The organism is Breznakia sp. PFB1-19 (assembly GCF_029893935.1).
In the GTDB taxonomy this organism is placed as follows: domain Bacteria; phylum Bacillota_I; class Bacilli_A; order Erysipelotrichales; family Erysipelotrichaceae; genus Breznakia; species Breznakia blatticola.
Window position 1 is genome coordinate 29585 of record NZ_JARXXJ010000008.1, and the last position, 11704, is coordinate 41288.

Here is an 11704-nt window from a genome sequence, read left to right on the forward strand (position 1 = left end):
GAAAGAGGGTATTGTAAATGGCATATAAAGCATTATATAGAACCTATAGACCAGAAAATTTTGATGATATGGCTGGACAAAAGCACATTATCAAAACCTTACAAAATGCGATAGATAATAATAAAATTGCACATGCGTACTTATTTACTGGACCTAGAGGTACCGGAAAAACATCAACAGCTAAAATATTCGCAAGAGCAGTAAACTGTACAGGAGAACATAAACCTTGTGGTGTCTGTGAAAACTGTAAAACGGATTTAGAAGGTGTACATCCAGATATTGTGGAGATTGATGCTGCAAGTAATAATGGGGTAGAGGAAGTACGTAATCTAATTGAGAAAGTTAAATATGCACCAATTAAAGGTAAATACAAAGTATATATCATTGATGAGGTTCATATGATGACGCAAGGTGCTTACAATGCATTATTAAAAACCATTGAGGAACCACCTGCGCATGTTATCTTTATTTTTGCGACTACAGAACCGTATAAAGTATTGCCAACAATTATATCGCGAACGCAACGATTTGATTTTGCCAAAGTAGCAAAAAAAGATATCGTAGATCGTTTAGCGTATATTATTGATAAGGAACAAATTCAAGTAGAAGATGGTGTACTTGATACAATTGCTGAATTAGCTGATGGTGGAATGCGTGATGCACTAAGTATCTTAGATCAAGTATATGCATATTCACCAAACTTTATTAAACAATCTGAAGTGTTTGAAATCTATGGAATTATCACAACAAATGAGATACTCGATTTATTTTATTTAATGATTGGACATGAGACGTCACGCTTAATGCAATCAATTGAAGCATTAGATAGTCGTGGAATTGATATTAAACGATTAACGAATGATATGATTGAAATACTTAAAGAAAAGGTTATTTACGATTATACTCGAGATGCATCGTTACTTAATCGTTTAGATCAAGAACAAGTTGTTCAATTATCAAGTAAGTTAAATACAGAAATATCACTACAAGTAATTGATATTCTAATGGATAGTTATGATAAATACCGTAATGCATCAACGATTATCTTATATTTAGAAGTTGCATTATTAAAAATCATGAAAATTGTTCCACGTGGAACATATGAAGAACCGATAACACAAACTGTTCAAGTAACTGAACAACCTACAAAAACAATTGCACCAGAAAACTTACAAACAGTTACACCAATGGTTGATGTAGATACACATGAGGTTATTCATCCAACTAGAGAAGTAGAAGTTCAGGAAACACAACAACCGGTAGAAGATACAATCGATTATACAGAAGAAGAGCATATACCTGTATTAGAAGGTGGTACAGAAGAAAGTGAACCAATAGCACTAATAAGTGATGAAATGCCACAAGAACCTATAAATACACTTGAAGAACCTGTAGTTGAAGAAGTCACCCTACAGGAAGAAGTAAAAGAAGAAATAATTACACCAAATACAGATCAACAGTATATTGATCAAGCAAGTGAATTAGAGGTTGCGCCAAAGAAACCAAAGAAAATGAATTTAGATGATGAATTTGTACTTCGTTTACTTGTTGGTGCAAAGAAACAAATCCGTGCACAAGAAAGTGAGCAAATGCGAAGTATTAATTCATATTGCACCGATTTAGATATGCAAGTAGCTAAAGCAGCAAATATGTTAAAAAATGCTACAATTGTTGCTAGTGCTGAAACTTATACATTATTTGAAGTTGGATCATTACCGTTAGCAAAAGAAATTAATGAACTGGATGAACAAAATGAATTTATAAATTTAGTAAAATCGATGTTCCAACAAGAAAAGAAAGTATTTGCGATAACAAGTACACAATCATCGCGTGTGATTGATGAATTTAAAACACGTTATCGTACGAATAACTTACCAGAGCCAATTTCATTTGAAATTAAAAAAGAAGAAAAGAAAGAACAATCAATAAGTGATGAACTAAATATTCTATTTAAGAATAATATAGATATCATCTAATGGAGGAAGATATGGATTTAAACGCATTAATGAAACAAGCCCAAAAAATGCAAAAAGATATGGCGAAACAAGAATATGAATTAAAAGAGAAACAATATGTATCAAGTGTTGGTGGTGGAGTTGTTGAAATCACAATGAATGGTGCATTTGAGGTCGTAAGTGTCTTTATTAAAGATGAAGTACTGGATCAAGATAACCAAGGAATGATTGAAGAACTTGTACAAATGGCGATGAATGATGTACTAAAGAAAGCAACTGAAGAAAAAGAAGCTGCAATGGCATCATTAACTGGTGGTATGAAAATACCAGGTATGTAATATGTATCCAAAGAAGTTTGAAAACCTCATCGATAACTTAAGAAAGTTTCCTGGGGTAGGAATTAAAAGTGCCGAACGTTATGCATTTGAAATGTTAAACTATAGCGATGAAGATATTGATAGCTTCATTCAAAGTTTAATTGATTTAAAAAATGATATACGTACTTGTAGTATTTGTGGAAATCTAAGTGATGGAGAGACTTGTGATATTTGTAAGGACTCTAGTCGTAATCAACATATGATTGCGATTGTACAAAGTCCTAAGGATGTTATCGCATTAGAAAAGACTGCACAGTATCACGGATTGTATCATGTACTAAATGGTGTTATTTCGACATCGAAAGGAATCATGCCAGAAGATATCAATATTGCAAGTTTACTGGACCGTATTACAGATGATGTAAATGAAATACTAATTGCAACCAATCCAACCATTGAAGGAGAAACAACGGCACTCTATATTGGAAAGTTACTTGAAAATAAAGATGTTGAAGTTACTCGCCTTGCTCATGGATTACCGATGGGAGGACATCTAGATTATGCTGATGAACTCACACTCATAAAAGCATTAGAAGGTAGAAAGAAGTTATAAAATAGAATTAATTTGCAAATAATTTTATGAATAGACTAATGATTAAGAAATTGTTATAATCAAGAAAAGGAAGTGGTGATACTATGAAATTAATTTTAGCAATTATGTCAAATGATGATTCACACAGTGTATCTAGTGCACTGACAAAGGAAAACTATCAAGTAACACGTTTAGCTACAACAGGTGGGTTCTTACGAGCTGGTAATACTACATTAATCGTAGGTACGGAAGACGATAAAGTCGATCGTGCAATTGAAGTAATCGGAGAATTCTCTCGTAAACGTACAGAAGTTGTACCATCAACTGCATCATACGATATTGGTCGATTCGCATCGTTCCCAGTAGAAGTACAAGTAGGTGGAGCTACAATCTTCGTTGTTGATGTAGAAAAATTTGTAAAATTATAAAACTGAATAATTGACGTACGATACGTCACATCTAAGGTGGATAACAATCCATCTTTTTTTTACCTATGCACTTTCAATGAAATATATTTGTATATTGCTTATAATGAGAATAACAAAAGGAAAGGAACTTGATAATATGAAATCTATTTTAGACAGTATAAAAGATCGTCGTACGTATTACCAAATATCAAATGAAAAAGTGCTTGATAGCGCAGAATTGGAAGCATTAGTGAAGGATGTAGCAAAACATGTACCTTCTCCATTCAATATGCAAAGTCAACGCATTATCGTATTAGAAAATGAACAACATGATACATTCTGGAAAATTGTAAAAGAAACGTTACGTAAAATTGTAAATGATCCAGAAAAATTCGTTTCTACAGAAAAAAAGATTGATACAGCTTTTGCATCAGGAAGTGCAACACTGTTATTCTTTGATGATGTAGACGTTGTAGAAGGTTATGCTGCAAAGATGCCTAACTACGCTGAGAACTTCAGAGACTGGTCAAGACAGGCAAATGGAATGATGCAATATGCAATGTGGACAACACTAGAATCGGTTGGCTATGGAGCAAACTTGCAACACTACAATCCAGTTATTGATGATGAAGTGAAAAAAACGTGGAACATTCCAGATAGTTGGCGTTTAGTTGCCCAAATGCCAATTGGTAAACCAGCTGGTGATCCAGGTGATAAAGAATTTATGAATATCGACGACAAAGTAAAAATCTATAAATAAACTTGTAAAGAAGGTGTAAAAACCTTCTTTTTTATATATATAATACCGATTTTAACTCGTAAACAACCAATTATCATTTATAGTAGTTTTTAACTAGAGATATTATGATTTATTTGTTATTATGTACATCCACGCAGTGTGTGTAGTGGAAAAATATAGTGGAAGGGGTAGTTATGTATGAAAACATTAGTATTATATGCTACGAAATACGGTAGTACAGAAGAGGTCGCAAAAACCATTGCAGACAATTGTGATGCAGACTTAGTGAATATTGAAGACGTGGATGTATTAAACTTAGATCGTTATACAACTGTTATCTTTGGAAGTCCCTTATATGTAGGAAAACTTCGTAAAGACTTGATACGTTTTATGCGTGACAAGATTCATCAATTATCAAATAAATCTTTACATTTGTTTGTAAATAGAGGAACAAGAACTCCAGCAATTGATGAAATTATCGAAAAAAATATACCAGAATATCAAAATTTACTTCAAACGACGATTGATTTTGGTGGAACCTTTGATTTTAATAAAATGAACCTTATGGATTCATTAATTGTTCGTACAGTAAATCTAGATTTAGATGAACTTGATTCGAATCAAAATCTAGATGAAAAGGTTTCAAACTTTATTGGAAAGTTAGCTCATAAATACTAGCTTTCCTTTTTTTGAAATTAGGGTTGCACTACAGGTATTTCGTGCTATAATGTGCGATATAACTATGAAAAAGAAACTACATGTGATGCACCAACATCTGTATACAAAAGAGAGTCAGGACTTATTTATCGGAGAAGCTACTCATGATATATATGATGACTATGAACAATATACATATGAAGAAGAAACTGGTGCAAAAGTAATATTACGAGTATATGAAAACTATGCCCAGATTGAACGAATTGGGGATGTTCATTCAATTTTGAAATTTATTGAAAATGAAGATACAACCAACCTAATTAAAAGTGAGTTTGGAGATATGAATATTGATCTTTTTACGCACCTATATCGTAAAGATGATAACCAAGTTGTCATTGCCTATGATGTATTACATTCGCAAGATCACGATGGTTTCAAGATTACGTTTATGATGAAAGGAGATCTTAATGAGTACAATTGATCAACAACTAAAACAGTCAATTGCTAAAGCAATTCAAGATGCATTCCAAGTGGATATCGCAATTGAAGATATCATTATTGAGATACCTAAGGATAAAAGCCATGGGGATTATGCAACCAATACAGCGATGAAGTTTTCAAAAGTAATTGGAAACAATCCAAGAACCATCGCACAAACTTTAGTCGATACAATCGATACAGAAGCTGCAAACATTGCATCTATGGAAATTGCAGGTCCTGGATTTATCAATTTCAAAATGCAAAGTGATAGTCTAACAAGAGTGATTCGTCAAGTTATTGAGCTTGGTGACAATTATGGATATAACGATTCAGGAAAGAATTTAAAAATTAACTGTGAATATGTAAGTGCAAACCCAACTGGGGATTTACACTTAGGACACGCTAGAGGAGCTGCATGGGGTGATGCAACAACACGTTTACTAAAAATGAGTGGGTACGATGTTACTCGTGAATTCTATGTAAATGATGCAGGAAACCAAGTAGATAACCTTGCACGTTCATTATATGCACGTTATGCAAATAACTTTGGTAAACAAGTAGAACTTCCTGAAGATGGATATCATGGACCAGATGTTAAAGAAATTGCAGAAACCATTGCTAAAGAATATGGTGATGCATATCTTGAATATTCAGATGAAGTACATAACTTCTTTAAGAAAGAAGGAATTCGTCTAGAACTTGAAAAACTAAAACGCGACCTAAAGAACTTTAGAGTTGAGTTTGATGTATTTACAAGTGAACAATCAATACGTGATGCTGGTTTAGTTGAAAAAGCAGTAGAAACGTTAGATAAACTTGGATACGTTTATGAAAAAGATGGAGCCGTATGGTTCGAAACAACGAAATTTGGTGATGATAAAGACCGTGTATTACGTAAAAACGACGGATCTTTTACATATTTAGTACCAGATATCGCATACCATATCACGAAACTTGACAGAGGTTTCGAAAAGATGGTAGATTTTCTAGGAGCAGACCACCATGGATACATTCCACGCTTGAAAGCAAGTATTGAAGCATTGGGAAGAGATGCAGATACACTTGAAGTGGATATCATTCAAATGGTGCGTTTAGTTGATAATGGCGAAGAAGTAAAAATGTCAAAACGTTTAGGAAATGCAATCACCCTTCGTGAATTATGCGAAGATGTAGGTGTAGATGCAGCTCGTTACTTCTTTGTGCAAAGAGCATTGGATACACACTTTGATTTTGATGTAAATCTTGCGAAGAAACAAACCAATGAAAACCCTGTGTTCTATGCACAATACGCGCATGCAAGAATTTGTTCAATCTTACGTAGTAGCACAATTGATGAAACTGTAGATAACTATGATTTACTAACACACGAAAAAGAGTTAGAGTTATTGAAATACATTCATGAATTTACTAACGTTGTCGCTGATGCAGCAAAAAACAGAGCACCAAATAAGATGTGCAATTACATTCAAAAGCTAGCATCACTATTTCATTCATTCTATGGCGCATGTAAAGTCATTGATAATGAACATCCACAACGTAGTGCACAACGTTTAGACTTGTTACGTGCTTGTCAAATCACTTTACGTAACGCTCTTTGGTTAATCGGAGTCGAAGCACCAGAAAAAATGTAGGAGGGGGAAGCTATATGAAGCAACCAATGATCGATGTAGCATACGAAGTGCTAAAGGAAACAAACAAAGAATTAGTCTTTATTGATTTATTCAACGCTGTTTGTGATCGCAATGAATTAACAGAAAGTCAAAAAGAAGATAGAATTGCACAATTCTATACAGATCTATCACTAGATGGACGATTTGTATGTATGGATAATAATTCATGGGATATCAAATCACGTCACCGTTATGAAGAAGTTCGTAAAGCAAATCTAGCTGATATCTTAATCGATGATGAAATGATAATTGAAGAATAGTTCGTAAGAGCTATTCTTTTTTTATATTTTAAGAACTTTGTTTCGTCAGTGTGAAATAATAAAAAAACCGAATTCAAAATACGAACCCGGTTTTTCAATTATTTAGGATTATATGGTGCACGAAAAAGTTAAGCTTCTTTGCTTTGCTTAACTTCATACATTTCACTATCGCATTTTGGGCAACTCATGTTGTGTGGCTCGTTAGGTTTAGTTGAGAACTCTCCCAGTTCTTCTAGGACCCAGACAGGGACCATTTCTTGGTATTTGCATCCTTCGCATTTCATTAATACACTCTTTTCTGTACTCATTATCGTTCTTCCTCTTCTCTAGTGGGTTATATGTTTCAATGTGTTGAAGTATATGACCACAAGTACATTTTAAAGGGTCACGGTTAAATGAGTCAATTAAGTGTGTGCGATAATGTAATTTTTCTAGAGCTGCCTCTTGTTTTGCCTTACGAACTTCTTTTGTGTAATTCTTCTTTTTTTGATTTCCAAGTAATTCATGAAGGTGATCTAGTTCCTTGCTTGATGCATTACTGTAGAAACCGAAATACCGGACAGTATGAAAATACTTGTCTGGGATATGCATGATGAGTTTTTTTACGAAAGTTTCTGCATCGTCTTCAACGTCATATCGTTTTTCGTCTTTATGATCATGATAGAACCATTTAACTTTTTTACTTAAACGATCATATTCTGTGATTCGACTTTCTGCCATTGCTGGCCGTCCAGCATAACGCATGCAGTAGTTAATACAACCTTTTATATTATCACTATGGTCTTCATTTATATCTGCATCAGTATCATCGGAATCCATTTTCTTGGCATAAACATAGAGTCCATCCTTGTAGTTTTCAAAATATTGGTTTTTATGTTTTTTAAATGACGGTCCGATTTTCTCTTCCATTAATCTAAGTAATTCAAACTGAAATGTCTTTCTTAGTTTTGTGTAATCAAAGTGAGTAAAAGGGATAAGCTTATCTTTATCTTTATCTTTATCGTAGATCATTTCAGGAATTAATACATGAATATGTGGATTCCATTTTAAATCACGGCCGAAAGTGTGAAGTGATGCAATCATCCCAAAGTGGCGAGCATGACGATGATCTTGGTAGAGGTAATACTGATTTTTGATTTTCTTGAGTTTACGTTTCAATTTTTTATACAAAGGTTGATTAACTAGAGAGGCAATAGTGTTTCTAGCTGCAATAAAAAGCAAATTGATTCTGGAGCGATCTTGTCTAAACCAATTTCTCATAGAGTCGGGAATCGTAAACACTACGTGACGATGTGAAACATCTAAGCACATATGTGTAGCTTTGAGAGCAAGTTGTTTAGAATACTTAACACCACAGCTATTGCAAAAGCGAGAATGACAGCAACGAGGCATCATGCTCTCGTTACCACAATTAGGACATTCAAATAAATCAAAACCTAAATATACTGTGCGACATAAAAGCATTCGTTCTACATTTTCTTGAACAGCAGAACGACATTTACCTTCGCTAACAAGGGTATCGATGAAATCAACATGATCCCACATTAATGCCTTGATAGGGTGATCGATAGGGTAATCACGTGTTTGATAATCTTTACAAAAGATATTAAACATTTGACCATGAAAAGTTTCGTCAATCATACTTACATTATAAATCAAAAAGGAAACGCTTGATAGAGCGGCTTCCCAAGTAGGAGCATTTTTTAATGCGACTTTTTTTATGCTCACGATATAACTTGCTTATTAGTTTTTTGAAATTTTTGTATTCTCTAGAATTCACATCATAAGAGTCTCTCATTTTATACAATAGAGTACGCATAAATGATTTTCTCAATGACTCATAATTGATGAAATTTATGTTCTTATAAATATGTTTACTGTTCATTCCCGCCTTCAGTGATTAAGCAATGAATATGTGGATTCCAGTTTAATGCACGTCCAAAAGTATGCAAAACCATAATGATTCCTGGAGTAAATGTGTCTTTTTTTCCATTGATTTTATCGAAAACATAAAACAGTGTATCTTTGACTGCACTAAATAAAAGGTGTAGCATCTCTCTATCTCTTAAGAAATACTCTCTTAGTTCTTCATCAATCGTAAAAACTAGGTGTCGATAAGGAACATCTAAAGCATTTGCGGAAATACTAAGTGCTCGTTCTTTAGCATATCTAACACCACAAGAAGAACAGAATCTGCTTTTACATGTATAACAGACAACACTGGTTGTATGACAATCGGGACACTCATAAATTTCAAAACCACATTCAAAGGTTCCACAGTCCATCATCTTTTGGACTTCTTTTAAAGTCACATCACGAAAACCATTGTGAGCAACTTGAGGATCTTTCAAAAAATCACTCCATTGATCAGTAAATATCTTTTGAATTGTGGGCTTGGTTGAATCATATCTTTGTAATCTCCAAGCATTATCAAATGACTTGTTTGCAATGGAAAAGTGGGATTTAGCTGTTTCTTGTCGAATAGGCATAAAAGGTACCCTCTATAATTGTACAACAGAAGATTGACTAGAAATTCCATATACAGTGTAGAAAGTACCCAATTTAGTTTTTATTTGTCTTTTGTATTGTCTTTTAAGATGATGGAGTGTTTTTCTCCATCACTTTTTTATATAGAAAAATATCTTATATAAATGTAATATATATAGTAATAGGGGGTGCAAAATGCATATAAAAATAGAAACATATAGAAATATTAAGAAATTAGATATGGATTTAGTTGATGACAAAATAAACTTTGTGTTTGGTCTTTCAGGGACAGGTAAATCTTCAATAAACAAAGCAATACATAAAGAAGATTTAGAATTCAATAAAATGATAGGGGTTAATAGTGATACAAAAATACTAATTGATGGAAAAGATCCATCAATATATAATATCGAGCAATTTGATTTTAGTTGCGAAAATAAATATATATTTCCTACATCAAATGATTCAATATTTGATATTTTAATTGATGACGATAATGAATATCAGCAAATACAGATAGACTTTGATACTCTAATAATAAATATCAAAGATGAAATAGAACGAATAAATGATCTAGTTGGATGTTATAAAAAATTAGCAAAAGAGTTAGGAGGAACAAAATTAAAAACGTCAACTTATGAATTAAAAGCTACTGCTAAGATCAATAAATTAACAATAGATATTTCGAAGAAGTCAAATTCAGCATTTGCTTATTTACAAAGCAATACTGATGAAAAGAATCAATGGTTATTAGACGGAATAGATTTAATAGAAAATGAAGAATGTCCTTTTTGTGATAAGAAATTATCAAAAACAAAGCAAAGGAAGTTAAATAGAATAAAAGAAGTTGATAACAAAAGTTTTAAAGTGTTGAGATTAAATGAGGCTGATATAAATGCAGTAACAAGTTCTCCAATTCCTACAACGACTTCTGGAATTAAGAATTTAAGTAACACAATAAGAGATATTATGGTCGCTTTATTAGTTTTTGATGAGTTTAGCAATGCCATTGCAAGATTATCTAATCAAAATGAAGACTTGATACACTCAAAATTAACTAAAATAAAAATAAATAAAGAATTTAATAATTACTTCCCAATGCTAGTTCCATATGTAAATGAATATAATAAAAAACTAAATATGCTAATCAATGAGGCATATAAGGCAAGAAAAAAAACAAATAAATTACTTTCTAAAAAAACGAAAAAAATAAATAATTTAATAAATCAATGTAATATTCCATATAAGATACAAGCTAAGTATAGTAAAAGTGAAATTACAGAATACAAATTAGTTCATCATAATGATATAGAAGAAAAAGATAGAAAAGAATCATTATCGGATGGAGAAAAAAACACTATATCTTTTATACTGTTTTTATTAGATTGTGAAAAAAAAGAGACTGATTTAATTTTTATTGATGATCCAATTTCTGCTATGGATCATTATAGAAGATCGATTTTAACAGAATACATTTTTAATATACTTAAGAATAAAACTGTTGTTGTCATGTCACATGATAGTGTTTTTGCTAAATATGCAGTCAATTCAAGACATAACAATGTAGGTGTAATTAAGTATTTAAAAAATGAAAATGGTATTGTTGACTTGATTGATATTGAAAAGAAAGATTTTAATAAATTTGATGATTTCTTAGTTGAAAGAATAAAAAAGTCAGATGATTACTATCAGCAAATTATTAATTTAAGAATGCTTTATGAAGGAAGAAATGCCTCAATTATATATAGTTATTTATCGTGTATTTTACATATTACAACGAGTGAAGAATTGCATAGGTTAATTGATGAGAAGAATACTGATGAAAATACAATTGTAAAGAGAATTAATGAAAATCATAAAATAAATTTAAAAACTTTTGAAGAAAGCATTTATGATCAAATTGATATTGATAATTATTCTGTTTTAGAAAAAGCTGTTTTACTACGAGAAGCAAATAAAATGAATTTAACGAAAGTTAAGAGCAAAGAGAGAGCAGAAATTAATTATATGCTACATCTAAATGATAGACTCGTTGTTTGCCTAAACCCACATGAGTATGAGTTTTGTTCAGATAACTTAAGAGAAGCGTTAGAAAGATTTAGCAACGAATTTGCAAATAGAATAACAAATTAGTTAAAAG

At 32.1% G+C, this 11704-nt stretch carries 12 protein-coding genes; 10 read left to right on the plus strand and 2 right to left on the minus strand.

Annotation, left to right across the window (positions count from 1 at the left end; all coding sequences use genetic code 11):
* Window positions 1-17: 17 nt before the first annotated feature.
* From dnaX to rpoE, 9 genes are all read left to right on the plus strand, one after another.
* Window positions 18-1976 carry a DNA polymerase III subunit gamma/tau gene (gene dnaX / locus M2098_RS05460; RefSeq protein WP_280682443.1) on the plus strand — a complete coding sequence of 653 codons (1959 nt, stop codon included), beginning with the start codon at window positions 18-20 and terminating at the stop codon, window positions 1974-1976.
* Between the two features lie 11 nt (window positions 1977-1987).
* Window positions 1988-2293 (plus strand): YbaB/EbfC family nucleoid-associated protein, encoded by a 306-nt coding sequence (locus tag M2098_RS05465; RefSeq protein ID WP_280682441.1) that lies wholly within the window; start codon window positions 1988-1990, stop codon window positions 2291-2293.
* Window position 2294: 1 nt separating this feature from the next.
* Window positions 2295-2885, plus strand: coding sequence for a recombination mediator RecR (gene recR / locus M2098_RS05470; RefSeq protein WP_280682439.1), 591 nt, complete (start codon window positions 2295-2297; stop codon window positions 2883-2885).
* A gap of 83 nt (window positions 2886-2968) precedes the next feature.
* Window positions 2969-3292, plus strand: coding sequence for a cyclic-di-AMP receptor (locus M2098_RS05475; protein WP_134169050.1), 324 nt, complete (start codon window positions 2969-2971; stop codon window positions 3290-3292).
* Window positions 3293-3428: 136 nt separating this feature from the next.
* On the plus strand, window positions 3429-4031 hold the full coding sequence (locus tag M2098_RS05480; protein WP_280682435.1) for a nitroreductase family protein: 603 nt from the start codon (window positions 3429-3431) through the stop codon (window positions 4029-4031).
* A 177-nt stretch (window positions 4032-4208) separates the two neighbouring features.
* The gene (locus M2098_RS05485; protein ID WP_280682433.1) at window positions 4209-4688 is read left to right on the plus strand and encodes a flavodoxin domain-containing protein; all 480 of its coding nucleotides are present in this window, start codon (window positions 4209-4211) and stop codon (window positions 4686-4688) included.
* 64 nt (window positions 4689-4752) lie between these two features.
* Window positions 4753-5148 (plus strand): DUF1934 family protein, encoded by a 396-nt coding sequence (locus M2098_RS05490; RefSeq protein WP_280682431.1) that lies wholly within the window; start codon window positions 4753-4755, stop codon window positions 5146-5148.
* Window positions 5135-6778, plus strand: coding sequence for an arginine--tRNA ligase (argS, locus tag M2098_RS05495; protein ID WP_280682429.1), 1644 nt, complete (start codon window positions 5135-5137; stop codon window positions 6776-6778). The genes M2098_RS05490 and argS overlap by 14 nt, the downstream gene beginning before the upstream one ends.
* A gap of 14 nt (window positions 6779-6792) precedes the next feature.
* A complete protein-coding gene (gene rpoE / locus M2098_RS05500) occupies window positions 6793-7077 on the plus strand; it encodes a DNA-directed RNA polymerase subunit delta (RefSeq protein ID WP_134169040.1) in 285 nt (94 codons plus the stop codon).
* Between the two features lie 207 nt (window positions 7078-7284).
* On the opposite strand, the gene M2098_RS05505 is transcribed toward rpoE, so the two are convergent.
* Together M2098_RS05505 and M2098_RS05510 are read right to left on the minus strand one after the other, a co-directional pair.
* Window positions 7285-8805: a transposase gene (locus M2098_RS05505; protein ID WP_280682426.1), complete on the minus strand. Its 1521-nt coding sequence runs from the start codon at window positions 8803-8805 to the stop codon at window positions 7285-7287.
* 146 nt (window positions 8806-8951) lie between these two features.
* Window positions 8952-9566: a transposase zinc-binding domain-containing protein gene (locus M2098_RS05510; RefSeq protein ID WP_280682425.1), complete on the minus strand. Its 615-nt coding sequence runs from the start codon at window positions 9564-9566 to the stop codon at window positions 8952-8954.
* 193 nt (window positions 9567-9759) lie between these two features.
* Between M2098_RS05510 and M2098_RS05515 the strand changes: the two genes are divergently transcribed.
* Entirely contained in the window at window positions 9760-11697 is a 1938-nt protein-coding gene (locus M2098_RS05515) for a hypothetical protein (protein WP_280682422.1), read from the plus strand.
* Window positions 11698-11704: the final 7 nt, after the last annotated feature.

Bases quoted from the DNA above. Each gene is read 5' to 3' on its own strand.
- argS (WP_280682429.1), top strand. From the start codon at position 5,135: ATGAGTACAATTGATCAACAACTAAAACAGTCAATTGCTAAAGCAATT.
- M2098_RS05475 (WP_134169050.1), top strand. From the start codon at position 2,969: ATGAAATTAATTTTAGCAATTATGTCAAATGATGATTCACACAGTGTA.
- recR (WP_280682439.1), top strand. From the start codon at position 2,295: ATGTATCCAAAGAAGTTTGAAAACCTCATCGATAACTTAAGAAAGTTT.
- dnaX (WP_280682443.1), top strand. From the start codon at position 18: ATGGCATATAAAGCATTATATAGAACCTATAGACCAGAAAATTTTGAT.
- M2098_RS05490 (WP_280682431.1), top strand. From the start codon at position 4,753: ATGAAAAAGAAACTACATGTGATGCACCAACATCTGTATACAAAAGAG.
- M2098_RS05485 (WP_280682433.1), top strand. From the start codon at position 4,209: ATGAAAACATTAGTATTATATGCTACGAAATACGGTAGTACAGAAGAG.
- M2098_RS05465 (WP_280682441.1), top strand. From the start codon at position 1,988: ATGGATTTAAACGCATTAATGAAACAAGCCCAAAAAATGCAAAAAGAT.
- M2098_RS05510 (WP_280682425.1), bottom strand. From the start codon at position 9,566: ATGCCTATTCGACAAGAAACAGCTAAATCCCACTTTTCCATTGCAAAC.
- M2098_RS05515 (WP_280682422.1), top strand. From the start codon at position 9,760: ATGCATATAAAAATAGAAACATATAGAAATATTAAGAAATTAGATATG.
- M2098_RS05480 (WP_280682435.1), top strand. From the start codon at position 3,429: ATGAAATCTATTTTAGACAGTATAAAAGATCGTCGTACGTATTACCAA.
- rpoE (WP_134169040.1), top strand. From the start codon at position 6,793: ATGAAGCAACCAATGATCGATGTAGCATACGAAGTGCTAAAGGAAACA.